The sequence below is a fragment of the Rugamonas apoptosis genome, from assembly GCF_014042355.1.
Taxonomy (GTDB): domain Bacteria; phylum Pseudomonadota; class Gammaproteobacteria; order Burkholderiales; family Burkholderiaceae_D; genus Rugamonas; species Rugamonas apoptosis.
This window is the reverse complement of the sequence record NZ_JACEZU010000004.1, coordinates 32,825-51,694: the sequence shown is the minus strand read 5'-3', so window position 1 is coordinate 51,694 and position 18,870 is coordinate 32,825. Positions and strand designations below refer to the sequence as shown.

Sequence of the window (18,870 nt, the reverse complement as noted above, 5' to 3'; positions counted from 1 at the left end):
ATAGGGGGTTAGGGGTTGACGCGTCTCAACGGCCGGATGCATGGCCGTCGCTACACTGGTGACTGGACATCCAGCCACTATAGGACAGAGGAGCAGCGCCCTTGTTGACCGTGCTCATGGCGACCTACAATGGTGCGCCCACCTTGCCCCGGGTGCTGGCCGCGTATGGCGCGCTGGCGGCGCCGGACGGCGGCTGGCAGCTCGTGATCGTGGATAACGGCAGCACGGACCACAGCCGCGACATCATCGCGGCCCATGCACGCCGCTTGCCGCTGCGCTATGTGTACGAAGGGCGGCGCGGCAAGAACGCGGCGCTCAACCGGGGCCTGGCGCTGGTGCTGGAAGATGCGGCCACGGATCTGGTCGTGTTGACGGATGACGATGCCTTGCCCGCGCCCAACTGGCTGCGCCATCTCGCCAACTGCGCCACCGCGCATCCCGCGTATGCTGTGTTCGGCGGCAGCATCGTGGCCGACTGGGCCAGTCCGCCGCCGGACTGGGTGCTGGCCCATGTGCCGCTGGGCCTGACCTATGGCCTGACGGCGCCCGACCTGGCCGACGGGCCCGTGTTTCCCGGCCTGGTGTGGGGCGCCAACATGGCCGTGCGGCGCGCCGTGTTCGACGCCGGCTATCGCTTCGACGAGAGCCTGGGCCCCAACGGCGGCGAGTACGCGATGGGCGGCGAAACGTCGTTCACGCGGCGGGTGGCCGACGCGGGCTTTCGCAGCTGGTTTTGCCGCGACGCCGTGGTGGCCCACCATATCCGTGCCCATCAATTGCAGCTGCCATTCCTGTTGCAGCGGGCGCGCCGCTTCGGGCGCGGCCAGTACCGCCAGGAACGCCCCGGCGCCGTGCCGGAATGGCTGGGCGTGCCGCGCTGGATGTTCAAGCGCGCGCTGATCGAGGCGGCGGGCGCGGTGCTGGCCTCTGTGCGCGGCGACGCGGCCGCCGCGTTCCGGCATCGGTGGGAGCTGGCGTATCTGCACGGGTACTGCCGCGAAGCGTGGCGCGGCGCCGGCCGGGCCGGGCCGGCGGTGTTGATCACCAGCCACTCCGGCGCGCTGGGCGGCATGGAATTACGCATGGCGCAAGAGGCCCGCTTCCTGGCCGACGCCGGCTACCCATCGCTGCTCGCCACCCACCGGTTTCCCGGCAGCGCAGAATGGAGCGCGCGGCTGGCGGCCGAAGGGTTGCGCTGGACGCCATTCTCGCCGCCGCTGTTCTTCGAGCAATGGCGCTGGCGGCGCTGGAACCGTTGGCGAGCCCGCCTGTTCGCCGTGCCGGCCATGCGGCGCCATGGCGCGCGGCTGGTGCATGTCGCCTTGTGCTGGACCAATTACGGCGCTTCCGCCCTGTGGCTGGCGCGCCAGTGCCGCTTGCCGGTCGTGCTCAGCGTGCATGGTACTTTCGCCATGGATACCATCACGCCATGGCATGCGCCCATGCTGCGGCATGCGTTCGGCGCCGTCGGCGGCGTCTACGCCGTGTCCGCCACGGCCATGCGGCATTTCCTGGCCATCTACCAAGCCTATCTGCCACCGACGGCGCGACTGGCCGTGATCCCGAATTGCGTCGACACTGACCGCTTCCAACCTTGCGCGCAGGCCCGGCTGACAGCCCGCGCGCATTGGGGCTTGCCGCCCGACAGCCTGGTGCTGGGCTGCGTGGCCCGGCTGTCGGTGGAAAAACGTCCGTCGCTCGCGATCGCCTTGCTGGCCCGCTTGCGCCGCCGCCATCCCCAGTTGTACCTGGTGCTGGTGGGAACGGGGCCGTTGGAATCGGCCTTGCGCAATCAGGCCGAGCAGGCTGGCATGAAACAGTACGTCATTTTCGCGGGCTACGTGCAACAGGTGGAAACCGTCATGCCCGGCTTCGACCTGCATCTGCTGATGAGCCGCAATGAAGGCTTTGGCATCGCCACCATCGAGGCGATGGCATGCGGCGTGCCGGCCGTGGCCACTGAAGTGGCCGGCAGCGTCGATATCCTGCGCGACAGCCAGGGCGGCATGCTGGTGCCGGCCAACGACCTGGAACAAGCAACCGCGCGCATCGGCGACCTTCTGGCCGACTTGCCGCTGCGCGAAGCCATGGGGCGCCATGGGCGGGCCGAGGCGCTGGCGCGCTACAGCATCGCCGTGGTGGGCCAGCAGGTGCGCGAGTTCTACCGTGGCCTCATCTGACGGCGGCGCCCCGGCCATGGAGACCACCCGGCGTTCCTTCCTGTATTCGTTCGCGGAAAAATACACCTCGCTGCTGCTCAGCACAGCAGGGGCGATGGTGATCTCACGCGTGCTGACGCCGGCCGAGATCGGCGTCTACTCCGTGGGCGCCGTGCTGGTCGGGCTGGCGCAAGTGGTGCGGGACTTCGGCGTAGGCCAGTTCCTGATCCAGGAACGGCAGCTGACGGATGAAAAACTGCGGGCCGCGCTCACGGTGAGCATCGGCGTGGCCTGGCTGCTGGCCGCCCTGGTGTGGCTGGCAAGCGGGCCGGTGGCCACGTTCTACCACGAACCGCGTTTGCGTAAGGTGCTCGTGCTGTTGGCGTGCAATTTCCTGCTGCTGCCGTTCGGCGCCACGACGCTCGTGTGTTTGCGGCGCGCCATGCGCTTTTCCGCCATCTACGCCATCAATACCGTGCACAGCGTGGTGCAACTGGGCTGCACGCTGGCGCTGGCGTTGCTGGGGTGGAGCTACCTGAGCCTGGCATGGGGTGCCGTGGCCGCCACCGGCGCCTCGCTGCTGGCCAGCCTGTACTTCCGTCCCGCCGGCTTGCCGTGGCTGCCCGGCTGGCGCGGGGTGCGCGGCGTGCTGTCGTTCGGCGCGCTGGCGACGGGCGGCGGAGTGGTGGATGAAATCGGCGTGGCCGCGCCGGAGCTGATCATCGGAAAATTCCTTGGCGTGGCTGAGGTCGGCTTGTTCGGCAAGGCCATGGGCTTGCTCAATGTCTTCAATCAACTGATCACCGGTGCGGTTTCGCCCGTCATCTTCCCGTGGTTTTCGATGCAGGCACGGGCCGGGCAGGATGTGCGCGCCGCCTACCTGAAAACGCTGGCATGCATGACGGCGCTGGCCTGGCCGTTCTTCAGCTTCGTGGCGCTGACGGCCGGCCCGCTGCTGCGGCTGCTGTATGGACCCCAATGGGATGCGGCTCAGCCTTTGATCCGCATCATGTGTTTCTCCTCGGCGTTCTATAGCATGTTCAGCATGGCCCGCTACCTGTTCGTGGCGCTGGGGCAGGTGCGGATGCAGGCCACGCTGGACGCGCAAGCCGTGCCGGCGCGGGTGGCCGCGGTGCTGCTGGCGACGCCGTTCGGTTTGGCGTGGGTGGCCTGGGCGGTCGTGTTTGGCGCCTTGTTTCGCAGCTGGCTCACATGGCGCTGCCTGGTCAGGCTGACCGACATGACGGCGGCGCAGTTGCTTGCCGCGCTGTGGCGCAGCGCCATCGTGACGGCGGCGGCGGCGGGTGGGGCGGTGGCAATGCAATGGACGTGGCAGGACGATGCCGCCCATCCCTTGCCGCGCCTGCTGGCCAGCGCGCTGGCCTGTCTGCTGTGCTGGCTGGCCGCCGTGCTGGCGTGCGGCCATCCGTTGGGCGCTGAAATCGGTTTGGCTGGCCGCAAGTCCTTGAGCATATTAACCAGGCAAGGGAGAACGTGATGCGCGTGGGCGTGGTGTCCTATCCTATGTTGTTCCAGCGCGAAGGCGGCTTGCAGATCCAGGTCCGCGAAACCATCTCCGCTCTCAATGGCTATCGCGACGACCATGCGGCCAAGCTGGAAGTCCAGCTGCTCGACCCCAACCGCCAACGGCTGGACGAATTCGACCTGATCCATGTGTTCGCGGCCATCAACGGCAACCATCGCGTGGTCGAGTCGGCCGATGACATGGGCGTGCCCATCGTGCTGTCGCCGTTGCTGTCGCCGGGCTGGAACCGCGCCAACGGCTGGCGCGCCCGGCTGGCCGAACGCTTGACGGGCCGGTTGACGGCCTGGACCGTGCAAACCAGCTACGCCCAGACCAAGCGCGCGCTGCAACTGGCGCAACGGGTGATCGCGCTGGGCGCGGCGGAGCGGGACGCGATCCAGTCGGCGTTCCGTATCGACCCGGGCAAGATCTGCGTGCTGCCCAACGGCATCAGCGGCCACTTCTTTCACGCCGACGGCGCGCTCTTTCGCAGCTGCTTCAGTATCACGCAGCCGTTCGTGCTCATGGTAGGGTCGATTTCGCCGTACAAGAACCAGTTGGGGCTGGTGCGCGCATTGGCCGGGATGGACTTGCCTGTCGTGCTGATCGGCCATGTCCAGCAGGCCCACCAGGACTATCTGCGTCAATTGCAGCGGGAACCGCAAGTGCGCTGGCTCGGCTCTTTCGAGCATGGCGATCCGCTGCTGGCCAGTGCCTACGCAGCGGCCTCGGTGTTGGCCTTGCCCAGCCAGGGCGAAGTGTTCCCGCTGGCCGTGCTGGAAGCGCTGGCGACGGGCACACCGGTGGTCATGACAGAGGAGAGCGCATTACGGCTGGCGAACGGGGACTTCGCCATCAAGCTGTGCCGCTGGGACGATGGCCGCCGCCAGCGCGAAGCGATCGCCGGGCTGCTGGCGGCGCCCCCAACGCGCGCCGCCGTGCGGGCGCTGGTGGCCGACTACACCTGGCGCCACGTTGCCGGGCGCATTGCCGCCTGCTATGCCAGCGTGCTGCAGGCCCGGCGGGAGGCGACCAGTGCTGTTTAACTCCTTCGGTTTCTTGTTTATCTACCTGCCCGTCGTGCTGGCCGGCTATGCGTGGCTGGGACGCTACGGCCCGCGCGCCGCCATGGCCTGGCTGACCGTGGCCTCGCTGGCCTTTTACGGCTACTGGGACGTGCGCTACCTGCCATTGCTGCTGGCCTCGATCGCCGGCAATTTCTGGCTGGCCAGGCGCCTGGGCGCGGCGGCAGGGGCGGCGCGCCGGCGCTGGCTGTGGGCGGGACTGGGCGCCAATCTGCTGTTGCTGGGCTATTTCAAGTATATGAATTTCTTCGTGCTGGCCATCGGCACGCTGACCGGCCAGCATGGCCAGCCGTGGGCGATCGTGCTGCCGATCGGCATTTCGTTTTTCACCTTCACCCAGATCGCCTTCCTCGTCGATTGCTACCGTGGTGCGGCCAGTGAACCCGGCATCGTCCAGTACGGCCTGTTCGTCAGCTATTTCCCCCACCTGATCGCGGGACCGGTATTGCACCACCGGGAAATGATGCCGCAGTTCGCCGATCCGGCCCAGGGCCGGCTGCGGGCGGCCAATGTCGCGGTGGGCCTATCCATCTTCGTGATTGGACTGGCCAAGAAGACGCTGATCGCCGACAACCTGTCCGACATGGTGGCGCCGGTCTACGCGGCCGGCGCCCATCCGCAACTGGTGGAAGCGTGGATCGCCACGCTCGCCTATACCCTCCAGCTCTATTTCGACTTTTCCGGCTATTCCGACATGGCCATCGGCCTGTCGCGCTTGTTTGGCGTGAAGCTGCCGCTGAACTTCAACTCACCGTACAAGGCGCGCGACATCAGCGACTTCTGGCGCTGCTGGCACATGACCTTGTCACGCTTCCTGCGCGACTACCTATATGTGCCGCTGGGCGGCAACCGCCTGGGACCGGCACGGCGCTACGCCAACCTGATGGTGACGATGTTGCTGGGTGGCCTGTGGCATGGCGCCGGCTGGACCTTCGTGTTGTGGGGCGGTTTGCATGGGCTGTATCTGGTCATCCAGCATGCCTGGCGCGGCTGGCGTGGCGGGGCGGCGCGCTGGTGGCATCAACCGTTGACCTTGATGGCTGTCATGCTGGCCTGGGTCACGTTCCGCGCGCCCGATCTTGCCACGGCGGCCGACGTGTACCGGGCGCTGGCCGGCGGGGCCGGCCTCAGCTTGCCCCATGGGCTGGCCGCTTCGGGCCAACTGTTCGCCAGCCTGGGCCTCCATCCCGGCTTTGACGGCGTGCGCTGGATCGACTTCGGTGGGCTGGGGCCGCCGACGCTGGCGGTGGCCGCCGTGCTGGCACTGTGGGCGCCAAATACTCAAGAAATATTCTTTCATTATGAGCCTGCGATTGAAAGAATATTTCATGCGCCCACGTGGCGCTGGCTCGACTGGCATCCCAGCCCCGCCTGGGGCGTGGCCATGCTCACCCTGTTCCTGGGCTGTCTGCTCAGCATGAACAAGGTCAGTGAATTTCTCTACTTCCAATTCTGATCATGCCCCGCGACCCACATCCCGACTGGCGCAGTTATCTGGCGATCCTGTGTGGCGGCGGTGCCGTCACCATCGCCGCGCTGCTGGCCTTGAACTATGTGGTGGACCCGTACCTGATCCACCAGTGGGACACGCCGCAAGTCATGCGCTTGCGGCCCGCCCGTGAAAAAATGAGCGCCTGGGGCAAGACTTATGCGCTCGCCCGGTTCCAGCCCAGCATCCTGTACCTGGGTAATTCGCGCACTGAGCTGGGCATGCCGACCAGTATCCCGTTGTTCGCCGGTCAAGACGTCTTCAACGGCGCACTGTCTGGCGCCTCGCTGGGCGATACGGTGGCGATGGCGCAGCACGCGCTGGCGATCAATCCGCCCCATACCGTGATCTGGGGCATCGACGCTCCCTCGTTTTCGGTGGAGGTGGGCAACACGGATTTTGACCGGGCCCTGGTTGCACAAGGCGGCTTCTACCAATGGCGGCGCCGCTTGCTGGACCTGAAGCGGGCGCTGACAGTGGACATGACACGCGATTCGCTCAGCGTGCTCATGGGTACGTTCGGCGCCGTGTGTCACTCCAGTCTCGCCTTCCATGGCCAGCGCGATGATGGCTGCATGCGCAGTTCCCCGTACGGCGGCTGGGCCGGCACACGGGCCGCCGTCGTGCCCCGCACCCGGGAATTCGTGCGCGGGTCCGGCCCCACGCGGGCCGCCTATGATGCGCTGGAACAGACGGTGGGCGCGATGTGCCAGGCCGGTGCGCGGGTGCGCCTGTACGTCAACCCGACCCACGCCATGATGGCGGACGCGCTGTACTGGGCCGGCAAGTGGCCGGCGCAGGAGCGCTGGCAAACGTCGCTGGCGGCCATGGCGGCGGTGCAGCGCGGTCGCGGTTGCGATGTGCGCGTCTATGATTTTTCAGGCTTTAACAGTGTGACCACCGAGGCCATCCCCCAGGCGACGCGCCATGAGTACATGGCCAATTATTGGGAACCGTCCCACTACCGGGTCAACGTCGGCCGCATGGTGCTGGGCCGCATGTTCGGCGACGCCGCCACGGCCATTCCCGATGACTTCGGGCTGGAACTGACCCCGGCCGCCATGCCGGCCCACCTGGCGGCCATGCGCGCGGGGCGCGAGCGCTACCACGCCGAACATGTACTGGAAACGACCATGGCGCGCGATATCGCGGCCGAACAACTGGCGCTGGCGCGCGCCAGGCGCAGCCAGCCTTAGTGGCTAGCGCGCGCGGCGCTGCAGGACGGCGCAGCCTTTCTCGCACTGGCGCGACGAGCGCAACAGTTCAGGGTAGTCCTGCTGCCAGCGCTGCAGGATAGCTTGCTCATCGGGACGGGATGCGTCATCCAGGAACACGACGGCGTTGTCCGACAAGCGCGGGAACAGCAGCGGTCCGGCCGGAAACCGGGCTTGCGCGCGCGTGCCCTGGGGCGGACCGTCGATCACCAGCATATCGATGCCGCCGGCAGGCACATCGGCCAGGCCGTACCACGGCCAGTGCTCGCCAGCCAGGCTGTGCGGCTGCAGCGGCGCATACAGCACTTCGGCCCAACCGTGCAGTCCGTGCAGGTGCAATTGCTGGCGCGTCTGCTCGGCGTATTGCAAATCATGTTCCAGACTGTAGACCTTGCCCGCGCCGTTCAGTTGCATGCAGCGGGCCAGCACCAGGGTCGACGTGCCGCTGCTGCATTCAACCACGGTCAGCGGCACGGCCGAGCGCGCATGGCGCACCAGTTCGAGCAGGAAGTCGGGCGAGGCGGCCCAACCGCGCGTGTCCGGCAGGCTGCGGCGCAGGGCCAGTTCCACGTACAGCCCTTGCAGGGCTTCCAGTTGGCGGAACAGGGTGACCGGTTGCTGGTGCGCCTGGTCGTGCACCTGGTCCAGCAGCACATGGACTTGCCGCGTCTTGCGCGCGTTGTACATGCCCAGCAGCAGGGCCAGGCACAGCAGGGAAATGATGGTATAGGGAAGCATAACGGGCCTTTCAGGGGGGAGGAGCGATTTTGCTGATCACATAGCGGTATTTACCGGACGCTTCGGCGGCGATTTCCGGCACTTCGGCGATATCGATCGCCACGTCGGCGCCCAGCCTGGCCTTGAACTGGGCCGCGATGCGCTGCCGCGCGTCGTCGGCCAGCGGGGGCACGCAGACCAGCAACACGCGCGTCAGCAGCAGGCTTTCCTGCACGATCTTGAAAGCGCGTACCTGAGCGATGTCGCGCAGGATATAGATCAGGGCCAGGCCGTGCATGACGGTGCCGTCGTGCGCCACGACGAAGTCCGTGCTGCGCCCCTCCAGGCTGTGCAGCAGTGGCAGCCCGCGTCCGCAGGGGCAGGGCGCCGTGCTGATCGCGCCCACATCGCCGGTGGCGTAGCGGATGAAGGGGAAGTCGGCGCTGGCCAGGTGGGTGACGACGATGGCGCCCGGCGTGCCGTCGGGGACTGGCTGGCCGTCCTGGCCGACGATCTCGACGATGATGTCTTCCGCGCTCAAATGCATGCCGCCTTCCGGGCATTCGTGGGCGATGAAACCCGCGTCGCGGCCGCCATAGCCGTTGGCCACCGGGCAGCCAAAGGCGGTGGCCAGCAGCTTGCGCTGTTCCTCGTACAGGCGCTCGGCCGTCACGAACACCACCTTTGTCCCCAGAGCGTCAAGCGGCACGCGCTGTGCCAGGGCGTGGCGGGCCAGCCGGGATAGTGCGGATGGGTAGCCGAACACCATGCTGGGGCGCAATTGCCTGAGCCGCCGCAGATAGCCGTCCAACTTCACGTCGGACATCTGGAAGGCCGGCAATAGCGTGCTGCGCAGCACGCGGTCGCGCCACGCGCGCCAGCGGTCCTGCGCGCCCAGCTCGATCGGAGAACCCCACACGACCACTTCGGGATCGCCGATATCGACGCCCCACCAGCGGGTGGCGCGCCATTTGGCGGCCACGTCGTGGCTGACACGCGCCTTGCCCAGATAGAAGATCAACGGTTCGCCGCTGGAGCCGCCGGTATTGCAGCGCTGTAAAGGGCCGGCCACGGCGGAACGGAAGGCGTCGCGCTGCGCGCTGATGTCGGCCTTGCGCAGGATGGGCAGGCAACGCAGATCGCGCAGATCGTGCACTTTGGCAGGATCGAAGTCCAGCCTGGCAAACAGCCCGCGATAGTAGGGGACATGGCGGGCCGCGTGGGCCAGGAGCTGGCGCAGGCGCTCCAGCCGCAGTTGTGCCAGCGCGGCGGGCGACAACCATTGGCTGACCTCCAGTTCATGCAGCAGGGCCGCTCCGGCATGGCCTTTGAGACGCTGCTGCAGCAGGAACAGAGGGCGGGCCACCAGCCGCGTGTACCAGCCGGGGTGCGGCAGGCGCGACAGCCGGCGGTATTGGGCCAGCAGGCGCGGGCCAACATACTGCCATGTGTATGCGCTGGCCAGTGCGATGCCGGCTGCGCGCAGGCGCTGGGCGCCCTCGGTGTCATGCAGGACGGCCACCAGTTGGCGGGCCATGGCCCCGGCGTCGCCCGGCGCCACCAACAGTCCCGTCGTCCCGTGTTCCAGCAGGCAGGGGATGCCCCCGACATTGGTGCTCACCACCGGCACGCCACTGGCCAGCGCTTCCAGGATGGAGACGGGCAGATTGTCGGCCAGGCTGGGATTGAGCATGGCGTCGGCGGCACGATACAGGCGCGTCATGCCCTCCTGATCCAGCGCGCCGGCGAAGGTGACGGCATGCGCCACGCCCAGGGCGGCGGCCAGTTGACGCAGCCGGGGCAGTTCCGCGCCTTCGCCGGCGATGGTCATGCGCGCATGGGGTACGGCATGGCGTACCAGGCTGAAAGCGCGCAGCGCCGTGGCGTGGTCATACACGGGTTCCAGGTGGCGGCAGACCAGGATCAGCGGGTGATCCCGGGAGACGGGCGGCCCCGGCGCGAAGCGCTCCAGGTCCACCACGTTGGGCAGGATCAGCGCGGACAAGCCATATTCCCCGAACAGGCGGGCCAGGAAGGCCGAGGGTACGACGATCGCGTGGGCGCGCGCCAGGGTGATCGTGACCAGCTTTCCCTGGCGGGCCAGGAAAGGCGCTGCTTCGCCGCCATGGTAGTGCAGCAGCACTGCTTTGCCGCGCAGCCGGCCTATCCAGATGGCCGGCGCCGCATGCAGATGCCAGGACCAGCCCGAATTGGCCATCACGTGCACGATCTCGGCGCGGCCGGCCGCGCGCCACAGGGCGCGCAAATACGGCAGCAAGCGGCACATGGCCCGCAGGCCGCGCATGGACCCCAGCCACGCCGGCCGCACCGGCGCGTTGCTGCGCACCAGCTCCACTGTGGCGCCGGAGGCGGCCAGTAGCTGGGCCAGCTGGGCGGTCTGGTTGGCCATGCCCCCGGCAGGCGGGGCGCATGGACCAACGAGTGCGATGTGCAACGCGCTCATGTCGGAGTACTCCCCGTCAGCGGGCCGTAGACGTCCGCGTAACGGGCCACGCTGCTGGCCCAGGTGCGTTCGCTTTCGACAAAGCGGCGGGCGTTCTGGCGCAAGCCGTTCCAGGTGTCGGCGTGGCGCGCGAGGTGGATGATGCGCTCGGCCAGGGCGGCGCCATCGCCGGCCGGGAACAGGATGCCGGTCTTGCCATCCTCGATCAGCTCGCGGTGGCCGCCCACGTCCGAGGCCACCACCAGCCGCCCCTGCGCCATCGCTTCCAGCGGCTTGAGGGGCGTGACCAGTTCCGTCAGCCGCATGGGCAGGCGTGGGTAGACCAGTATATCGACCATCTGGTAATACTCGGCGACTCGGACATGGGACACGCGGCCAGCGAAGCGGACGCGCCGTTCCAGTCCCAGACGCCCGACCAGGGCCTGCAACGCCGCTTCCTGCGGACCACCGCCCACCAGCAGCAATTGCAGCGAGGGCAGCGCCTGCACCATGCGCGGCATCGCTTCGATCAGCAGCGCCAGGCCTTCGTAGGCATAGAAAGAGCCGATGAAGCCCAGCACCAGGCTGCCTGTCAGCCCCAGGCTGTGGGCCAGCATGCCCGATGGCCGGGCGGGCGGACGCAACTGGCCCGCCTCCACGGCGTTGGGGATGATGGTGATCTTGGCTGCCGGGATGCCGCGCGCCACCAGGTCGTCGCGCATGCCGCCGCAGATGGTGGTGACGGCATCGGCCCGCCGCAAGGCGTAGCCTTCCAGCGCGCGGGTCAGGCGGTAGCGCAGGCCGCCGGGCCGGCTGGTGCCGTGGTCGGCCGCCGCGTCTTCCCAGAACGCCCGCACCTCGTACACGACGGGGATACCCAGCGCGCGGCCCACCCGCAGGGCGGCCAGCGCATTCAGGGCCGGCGAATGGGCGTGCAGGATGGCCGGCTTGACCTTGGCCGCCACCTGCCGCAGGCGGCGGCTCAGGCCCAGCACGATGCTCCACTGGCGCAGCAGCGGCAGCGCGCTCCACCAGCGTTGCTGTGGCGGCGTGCGGTAGAAGTGCCAGCCGTCCACGTGCTGCTCGGCCGCGCGCGCCGGGTCGGCCGCCGCGTGCTTGGCACTGGTCAGGTGGACAGTGTCCCAGCCCTGCGCGCGCTGCTGGCGCAGGATGGCCAGTGTGCGGAAGGTATAGCCGCTATGCAGCGGCAGGGAATGATCGAGGATGTGCAGGATGCGCATGGGGGTACCCGGCGGGCTGGCTCAGATGGTCTATGATTCAGACATTTCGCTGCGGGCGGTTTGCGCTGCATCAGCTTATCCGGCGCCAGGCCTGGCTCCAGGCTTGCTGGGCCATGCGCGCCAGGGTGTCCTTTGGGCGGGAACGCAACAGCGTCTGAGGGGCCGATGTCGCCGAGGTTGCCGGCATGGCCAGCGCGCCGTCCTCCCAGTCGCGGAACAGCGCGGTCTGGAAGCGCTCCCGGTGGCGGCCGAGGAAGGCGCACAGCCGTTCATAGCGGCGTATCACGGGCCACTCCGGCACGGGCAGGCGGCCGCCGTCGCGCTTGCGCACCATTTCAAAGCTGTGCAGCACGATGACGAAGGCGGGCCAGCGGGCGCGCCAGGCCGATTCCAGCGCGTGCGTCAGTTCACGGTCGGAGCAGGCACACAATTGCGCGTGCCGTACATGGCCGGGAAAATCGCGAAAGGATGATACGGGAAATTCCCACACGCCGTCGATCAGCACGGGCTGGCTGATGGGCTGTCCCCAGGCGCCGATCGGAAAGGACGGCGAGTAGCTGCTGTCGTAGCGCAGGCCGTTTTCGGCCAGGGCGCGCAGGGTCACGCGGTCGGCGCCGAAGCTGCCGGCGCGGAACGCCTGCAACGGCCCGGCGCCGGCGGCCCGCAGGTTGGCTATGGCTTGCCGGATCAGCGCGCTCTGCCGCTCCACGGGCAGCCGGCACAGGTACTGGCAGACCTGGGCCTGAGCGCGGCCATCGCCCGGCGCCGTCGCCCATTCCGGGTGCAGATGCAGCTCCACCTGCTGGCCGGCGCGCTGCACCAGGCCGACGATATGGCGCAAGGGTTCCAGTCCCGCCTGCTGGGGGAACAGGCCTTCCACGAAGTAGTTGGCCAGCAGACCATGGTAGCGCAGCACGCCGAGCTGGTAGGGCAAGCCATAGCCGCCGCGGTCCGTCAGGCCGTGGATGTCGGCGGCCAGTTCCTGGTCCAGCCGGCGGCCGGCGGGCAGGGGCTGGTGGGGCCAGCCGGCGGCGTTGGGCCACAGTTCCGTGTCCACGGTCAGGAACACCTTGAGGACGTGGTCGGGCTTCATGCGGCGCGCCGTTCGGCGCCCTCCGGCTGGTCCAGTACCTGGCGCAGGAAGCAGTCGAACATCAGCAGCGACCACAGCGCGGCGCTATGGTCGCGCTGGCCGTTGAATTGCTCGTCCACCAGTTGCCGCACGTAGTCCATGTTGAAGATGCCGGAGTCGGCCAGCGCGCCATCCTGGGCGCATCGCTGCAGGCGAGGGCGCAGCGGTCCAGCCACCCATCCGGCCATGGGCACGGCGAAACCCATCTTGGGACGGTGCAGGACGGCGTCCGGCAAGTAAGGCGCCATCGCCAGCTTGAACAGGTGCTTGCCCTCGTTGCCCTTCAATTTCATCTGCGGCGGCAGGCCCGAGATCCAGCTCACCAGTTCGTGGTCGAGCAAGGGCACGCGCACTTCCAGGCCATGGGCCATGCTGGCGCGATCGACCTTGGTGAGGATGTCGCCGGGCAGGTAGGTTTTCAAGTCCAGGTACTGCACTTGCGACAGCGGATCGGCGGCGGGACTGGCGGCTGCGTGGCGCCGCAGCACGTCGATCGCGCGATAGCCGCCCAGGCTGGCCTTGAAGCTTGGGCTGAACAAACGGGTGCGCGCATCGTCGTCCATGATGGCGATGCTGTGGAAGTAGGCGCCGATGGTGTCGCGCGCCATGGCCTGCAAGGTGGCCTTGGCCCGCAACGGACGCGGCAGCCACGGCGCGCGCGGGTAGGCATGGCCCAGCGCCGCGCACACGGGGCGCCGCAACAGGGCGGGTATGCGGGCGCGCCACCGCTCCTCCTGCACATGCCAGCGGTAGCGTGCATAGCCGGCCAGGTTTTCATCGCCGCCATCGCCCGACAAGGCCACCGTGACCCGCTGCCGCGCCAGTTGGCACACACGGTAGGTGGGCAGGGCGGAACTGTCCGCGAACGGTTCGTCGTACAGGGTGGCCAGGCGGTCGATCAGGCCGGTGTCGTCGCCATCCAACCGCAGTTCGTGGTGGCGGGTGGCGCAATGGCTGGCGACCAGGCGGGCGTAGGCGCTTTCGTCGTAACGCTGGTCGGCGAAACCGATGGCGCAGGTGTTGACGGGTTCGTGCGTGCACTGCGCCATCATGGCCACCACGGCGCTGGAATCGACCCCGCCCGACAGGAAGGCGCCCAGCGGCACGTCGGCCACCAGCCGCATGCGCACCGCGTCGGCCAGGCGCGCCGTCAGTTCTTCCGCCGCCTGGGCCTCGCTGGCGACGGCCACCGGGGCGAACGGGACGTCCCAGTACGGTTGCGGCGCGCCCAGGCCGCCGCCCTTGCGTACGCACAGCGTGTGCCCCGGCGGCAGCTTGCGGGCCTGCGCCAGGATGGTGCGCGGATCGGGCACGTAGCCGTAGGCGAAATATTCCTCCACCGCCATGGGATCGAGCGTGCGCCGCATGGCCGGGTGCAGCAGCAGGGCTTTCAGTTCGGAGGCGAAGACCAGTTGTCCATGGTCGAGCTGCGCGTAGTACAGGGGCTTGACGCCCAGCCGGTCGCGCGCCAGGAACAGGGTCTGTGCGTTGCGGTCCCACAGCGCGAACGCGAACATGCCGCGAAAGCGCTCGACGCAACGAACGCCCCATTGCTCCCACGCATGCACGATCACTTCCGTGTCGCAGTGGGTACGGAAGACGTGGCCGTATTGCCGCAGCTCGCGCACCAGCGATTGGAAATTGTAGATCTCGCCGTTGTAGACCAGCACCACGCTGTGGTCCTCGTTGTACATGGGCTGGTGGCCGGCCGAGACATCGATGACGGACAGCCGGCGGTGGGCCAGGCCCAGTCCCGGTTCGTGGTGGCTGCCGCCGCCGTCCGGGCCGCGGTGGCGCATGCTGGCATTCATCCGCTCCAGCAAACTGTGGTCGGGTTCACTCATGCCATGCATATCGAACAGTCCCACTATGGCGCACATGATTTCTCCTTCAGCGTGAACGTGGTACGGGCGGCGCGGACAGGGCGTCATAAACGGCCAGGTAGGCGTCCGCCATGGCCAGCAGGCTGTAGTCGGACAGCACCAGCCGCCGCGCGCGGCCGCCATGGCGTTGCGCGAGGCCGGGGATACGGAAATAGTCGGCGATGGCATCGGCCAGCGGCTCCGGGGCGCCCGGCGGCACCAGCGTGCCGGTCCAACTGGGTTGTACCAGGTCCAGGTTGCCACCCACGGCCGTGGCCACCACCGGCAAGCCGGTGGCCATGGCTTCCAGGATGGCGTTCGAGCTGCCTTCGCTGAGCGAGGGCAGGACGAACACATCCATAGCGCGCAACAGTTGCGGCACATCGTCACGGGCGCCGGGCAGCCAGGCCAGGCTGGCCATGCCGGCCTGGGCCAGCAGGTCGAGACATGGTTCGCGGCATGGACCATCGCCGATGATCATCAGGCGCAGGCGGGAGTAGCCCTCGGCCTCCTCTTCCAGCAACAGGCGAAATGCCTGGATCAAGGCCTGGTGGTCCTTGATCGGCGCCATCCGTCCCACACTGCCGATGACAAACGCGTCCTCGCACAGGAAACCGGGCGGGCCGACGGCGGCTGGCGGCCCCAGCCGGGGATGGAATTGCAGGCTGTCGACCCCGTTGCCGATGTGGGTCACACGGGCCGGGCGGGCGCCGATGGTGCCGATCAGCCATTGCTCCAGATCCTTGCTGACAGCGATAAAGTGGCCGATCAGGGGCCGCAACACCTTGCGCAACAGCTTGTAACGGGGATTCTGGCCTTGCAGGTCGCTCAGGTCACGCCCATGTTCGCCATGAATGCGCAGCCGCACGCCGGCCGCGGCGGCCAGCAACTGGCCCTCCAGGCTGGCCAGGTTGCGGGTGTGGATCAAATCTGGATGCAGGCGTTTCAACACCTGGAACAGGCGCAGATAATGTCCCCAGTCTTTGCCTTCGCGCTTGTTGACGCAGATTACCTCCACGCCCGCGCGCTTGAGGCGGTGCTGGAATGGCGCATCGTTTTTCAGACATACGATCACATGCCGGTAGCGTTCCGGCGGCATGTGGTTGATCAGGTTGATCAAGCCGTTCTCCATCCCGCCCACGCCCAATTGGTGGATCAGATGGACGATCAGCGGCGCGGCCTGGGGGGCGCCGGGCTCGGCCAGGTGGTCGCTGTCATTGGTCTGCATGACGTAACCCTAGTTCGATGGCGGGCAGCATGGCGCCCAGGAAGCGCTCCAGCGCCGCGGCGGCGTCGGCCGTGTCGTCGCTGGCGGCGGCGATCGCGATCACGGCGCCGCTGTCGGGCTGCCGCAGCAAGCGGGCCTTGGCCAGCGCCAGTTTGACGATAATGGGGCTGGCCGTGTCGGTGCCGCCCTGGCGATACCAGCGCCACACCAGCAGCCGTCTGGCGCCGGCACGCAGTTCTAGCTGCTGCACCGCGAGGCGGCGCGCACCCAGCGTCACGTTGCGGCTCGACGTCACGCTCTCGTGCCACGCCGCTTGGCCCGGGGCGCGCGGCACGGGGTCGAATGCGGTGAGTAATTCCGCGCCCCGGCGTTGCTGGCGATACCAGGCAAGTTGCAGCGTCACCTGGGCGATGCTGTCACCGAAGCTGGCCGCATAGGACAGGGCTGGCGGCGCGCTGGGCAGGCGCCAGTCATCGGCCTGCCACGGCACGTGGCGCCATGGTGGTGGCGGGTCGCCGATGTCCAGCCGAGGGGGCGCGCCCGCGGGCGGCGCCGTGGTCGCTTGCATGGCCGTGGCCAGCAAGGGCCAGGATGCGGTGATGGCGACGCAGTACAGGGCGGCACGCCAAATCTGCCGGACGTCCGCGACCGGGGCTGGTGGCGTCAAGCTGGGCGGCGGACGCACTGGCGCCGGGGTGGCTTCGCGCCACAGGCGGCCGCACCAGAACAGCAGCAGGCAGACGATGCCGAAGAACAGCCAGCCGTAGATCAGGTGATCGATGCCAACGGCCAGCCGCATGTCGCTCACGTAGCCAAGCAACACGATGAGATAGGCGCGCACGCCGTTGGCCAGTACCGGCAACAACATGGAGACGGCCACGAACAGCAAGCGGCGCACGGGTTGGCGGTAGTTGAGCCAGGCGTACAAGGCGCCCAAGGCGACCGAAGCGATGACGTAGCGCAAACCGCTGCACGCATCGACGACCGACCAGTTTCCGTTCGGCAGGGTTAAGTAATTGTTCTCTCGCAGCACCGGCACCCCGCTCAATTGCAAGGCCGTGACGGTGAAGCGTGCCGTGAAGTTGATCAGTGGCGGAATCAGCACTTCGCCGAACGGCACGGCCAGCAGCAGATAGGCGAGCGGGAAAGCGATCTCGCGGGCGCATCGGCCCCCGGCGATGGCGGCAGTGGCCGCGCCCAACATGGCGACCACCATGTATTGCTGCAGCGACGGCACTTCGGCCAATGCCCCCAGCAGCCAACCGCCGCCCAGCAGCGCGAGCAGCGCCATGGCGGGCGGCGACGGCTTGGGCGCCAGATCCGCCAGCACATGGCGGCGCCGCCAGATCAGCCAGGCGCTGACGGGCACCACGACAAAGCCATGTGCATACGTCTGCGAACGCCACCACAGCCCGACCATGCCTGCCAGTGTGGCGGCATGGAGCGCCATCACGGCGGCCAGCGCCACCAGCAGGCTGGCCAGCGCGGCGCGCGGCCATGGCGTGCGAAGGTCGCTGGCCATCGGCTTGAGCATGGCGCTGCGATTCATGGCGCCGCCTCCGCACCGCTGGCGCGCACGCCCAGCAATTCGCCGAGACTGGCCAGATTGCGCTGCCAGTCGTAGCGCTCCAGCACGCAGCGGCGGGCAGCGTGGCCGATGGTGGTGGCGTATCCCGGGTCCAGGGCCCGGTGTATCCGGGTCACCCAGGCCTGGGGCTGATCGGCGCACAACACGGCGTGCTCCAACTCGGCTTCGATGCCTTGCAGCGCCGCCGTGCTGGCGACCACCGGCAGGCCCATGGCCATCGCTTCCAGCACCTTGTTCTGCACCCCGCGCGCGACCTGCAATGGCGCGACGGCCATGGCGGCATGCTGCAGATAGGGGCGGATGTCCGGCACCGTGCCGCTGACGTGGACGCCGGCCTGGGACGCCAGCGCCCGCACCGCCGCCGTCGGGTGGGCGCCGACGATGTGAAAGTGGAGCGCAGGATGGCTGGCGCGCAACGCTGGCAGCACCTGCGCCGCGAACCAGCAAACGGCTTCCACATTGGGCCAATAATCCATCGCCCCCGTGAACACCAGCACGCTTTGTCCGGCCGGATAGGGATTGGGATGGCTGGCGTCCGGCGCGAAGTAAGCGCCATCGACACCGTTACGGAAGTGGGCGACCTTGTGCGCGCTTTCGGGCGCCAGGGTGCGGAACAATGCCGCCTCGGGGCCGGACACGAGGGTGGTGCGGTCGAACTGGCAGGCGACGTGGCGCTCGTACGCGAGCAAACAGCGTGCTTCGCGGCGGTAGAGCGCGGCCAGCGGCCAGCGGTGGTTGCCGGCGTAGGCCAGCCACTTTGCCGAATCCACGTCGACCAGGTCCATCACCCGGTGCAGCGGACCGTGTCCGCCATGGGCCGGCACGTATTGGGCCATGGGGCCGGAAAAGGCCAGCGCCGCGCCGATGGGGAAACGGGCCAAGGTTTGCTCCACCCACAGCCGCAGAGGCGCGCTGCGGTAATAGCGCACGCTGGCCGGCTCATCGCTGGCCAGCGCAGCCAAGGCGCGCAGGCGGGCACGCGCGGGCTGCAAGGAGATGAAGCTGCTGCTGGCGCACATGGCCCGCAACCGTTCCACATGCTGCCTGTCGTCCGGGTGATCGACGAACGTGCCCAGGTGGACGTGGAAATGGCGCTGCAGATAGGCGAGCACATGCCAGGCACGGATCTTGTCGCCCTTGTTGGGCGGGTAGGGGATGCGATGGGTGAGATAGAGCAGGTGGCGCAT

Annotated in this window: 13 protein-coding genes; 5 read left to right on the top strand and 8 right to left on the bottom strand. The window is 68.1% G+C overall.

What is annotated here, in order from left to right; genetic code table 11:
* Positions 1 to 110 precede the first annotated feature (110 nt).
* Genes H3H39_RS09530 through H3H39_RS09510 form a run of 5 tightly spaced genes read left to right on the top strand, consistent with a single transcriptional unit; the run spans position 111 to position 7,454 of the window.
* Positions 111 to 2,180: a glycosyltransferase gene (locus H3H39_RS09530; protein WP_311196895.1), complete on the top strand. Its 2,070-nt coding sequence runs from the start codon at positions 111 to 113 to the stop codon at positions 2,178 to 2,180.
* The gene (locus H3H39_RS09525; protein ID WP_311196885.1) at positions 2,167 to 3,657 is read left to right on the top strand and encodes a lipopolysaccharide biosynthesis protein; all 1,491 of its coding nucleotides are present in this window, start codon (positions 2,167 to 2,169) and stop codon (positions 3,655 to 3,657) included. The genes H3H39_RS09530 and H3H39_RS09525 overlap by 14 nt, the downstream gene beginning before the upstream one ends.
* Positions 3,657 to 4,730, top strand: a complete 1,074-nt coding sequence (locus H3H39_RS09520; protein WP_229217953.1) for a glycosyltransferase — start codon at positions 3,657 to 3,659, stop codon at positions 4,728 to 4,730. Before H3H39_RS09525 ends, H3H39_RS09520 begins: the two co-directional genes overlap by 1 nt.
* Positions 4,720 to 6,225, top strand: coding sequence for an MBOAT family O-acyltransferase (locus H3H39_RS09515; protein WP_182153141.1), 1,506 nt, complete (start codon positions 4,720 to 4,722; stop codon positions 6,223 to 6,225). The genes H3H39_RS09520 and H3H39_RS09515 overlap by 11 nt, the downstream gene beginning before the upstream one ends.
* 2 nt (positions 6,226 to 6,227) lie before the next feature.
* Complete coding sequence (locus H3H39_RS09510) at positions 6,228 to 7,454, top strand: hypothetical protein (protein ID WP_182153140.1); 1,227 nt, start codon at positions 6,228 to 6,230, stop codon at positions 7,452 to 7,454.
* Between the two features lie 3 nt (positions 7,455 to 7,457).
* Here the strand turns inward: H3H39_RS09510 and H3H39_RS09505 are convergent, their stop codons facing one another.
* From H3H39_RS09505 to H3H39_RS09470, 8 genes are all read right to left on the bottom strand, one after another.
* Positions 7,458 to 8,210, bottom strand: a complete 753-nt coding sequence (locus H3H39_RS09505) for a class I SAM-dependent methyltransferase (protein ID WP_182153139.1) — start codon at positions 8,208 to 8,210, stop codon at positions 7,458 to 7,460.
* A gap of 10 nt (positions 8,211 to 8,220) precedes the next feature.
* Positions 8,221 to 10,653 carry a glycosyltransferase gene (locus H3H39_RS09500; RefSeq protein ID WP_182153138.1) on the bottom strand — a complete coding sequence of 811 codons (2,433 nt, stop codon included), beginning with the start codon at positions 10,651 to 10,653 and terminating at the stop codon, positions 8,221 to 8,223.
* Positions 10,650 to 11,873, bottom strand: coding sequence for a TIGR04063 family PEP-CTERM/XrtA system glycosyltransferase (locus H3H39_RS09495; RefSeq protein WP_182153137.1), 1,224 nt, complete (start codon positions 11,871 to 11,873; stop codon positions 10,650 to 10,652). The genes H3H39_RS09500 and H3H39_RS09495 overlap by 4 nt, the downstream gene beginning before the upstream one ends.
* Before the next feature lie 70 nt (positions 11,874 to 11,943).
* Positions 11,944 to 12,966, bottom strand: coding sequence for a polysaccharide deacetylase family protein (locus H3H39_RS09490; RefSeq protein ID WP_182153136.1), 1,023 nt, complete (start codon positions 12,964 to 12,966; stop codon positions 11,944 to 11,946).
* Positions 12,963 to 14,885: an XrtA/PEP-CTERM system amidotransferase gene (locus H3H39_RS09485; protein WP_182153135.1), complete on the bottom strand. Its 1,923-nt coding sequence runs from the start codon at positions 14,883 to 14,885 to the stop codon at positions 12,963 to 12,965. The genes H3H39_RS09490 and H3H39_RS09485 overlap by 4 nt, the downstream gene beginning before the upstream one ends.
* Positions 14,886 to 14,895: 10 nt before the next feature.
* Entirely contained in the window at positions 14,896 to 16,095 is a 1,200-nt protein-coding gene (locus H3H39_RS09480) for a TIGR03088 family PEP-CTERM/XrtA system glycosyltransferase (RefSeq protein ID WP_182153134.1), read from the bottom strand.
* On the bottom strand, positions 16,082 to 17,644 hold the full coding sequence (gene xrtA, locus H3H39_RS09475; protein WP_182153133.1) for an exosortase A: 1,563 nt from the start codon (positions 17,642 to 17,644) through the stop codon (positions 16,082 to 16,084). Before xrtA ends, H3H39_RS09480 begins: the two co-directional genes overlap by 14 nt.
* A complete protein-coding gene (locus H3H39_RS09470) occupies positions 17,641 to 18,870 on the bottom strand; it encodes a TIGR03087 family PEP-CTERM/XrtA system glycosyltransferase (protein WP_182153132.1) in 1,230 nt (409 codons plus the stop codon). Before H3H39_RS09470 ends, xrtA begins: the two co-directional genes overlap by 4 nt.

What these genes read in the sequence shown, in the direction of transcription:
- H3H39_RS09520 (WP_229217953.1), top strand. Translation starts at nt 3,657, where the DNA reads ATGCGCGTGGGCGTGGTGTCCTATCCTATGTTGTTCCAGCGCGAAGGC.
- H3H39_RS09510 (WP_182153140.1), top strand. Translation starts at nt 6,228, where the DNA reads ATGCCCCGCGACCCACATCCCGACTGGCGCAGTTATCTGGCGATCCTG.
- H3H39_RS09505 (WP_182153139.1), bottom strand. Translation starts at nt 8,210, where the DNA reads ATGCTTCCCTATACCATCATTTCCCTGCTGTGCCTGGCCCTGCTGCTG.
- H3H39_RS09500 (WP_182153138.1), bottom strand. Translation starts at nt 10,653, where the DNA reads ATGAGCGCGTTGCACATCGCACTCGTTGGTCCATGCGCCCCGCCTGCC.
- H3H39_RS09495 (WP_182153137.1), bottom strand. Translation starts at nt 11,873, where the DNA reads ATGCGCATCCTGCACATCCTCGATCATTCCCTGCCGCTGCATAGCGGC.
- H3H39_RS09490 (WP_182153136.1), bottom strand. Translation starts at nt 12,966, where the DNA reads ATGAAGCCCGACCACGTCCTCAAGGTGTTCCTGACCGTGGACACGGAA.
- H3H39_RS09485 (WP_182153135.1), bottom strand. Translation starts at nt 14,885, where the DNA reads ATGTGCGCCATAGTGGGACTGTTCGATATGCATGGCATGAGTGAACCC.
- H3H39_RS09480 (WP_182153134.1), bottom strand. Translation starts at nt 16,095, where the DNA reads ATGCAGACCAATGACAGCGACCACCTGGCCGAGCCCGGCGCCCCCCAG.
- xrtA (WP_182153133.1), bottom strand. Translation starts at nt 17,644, where the DNA reads ATGAATCGCAGCGCCATGCTCAAGCCGATGGCCAGCGACCTTCGCACG.
- H3H39_RS09470 (WP_182153132.1), bottom strand. Translation starts at nt 18,870, where the DNA reads ATGCGCCACCTGCTCTATCTCACCCATCGCATCCCCTACCCGCCCAAC.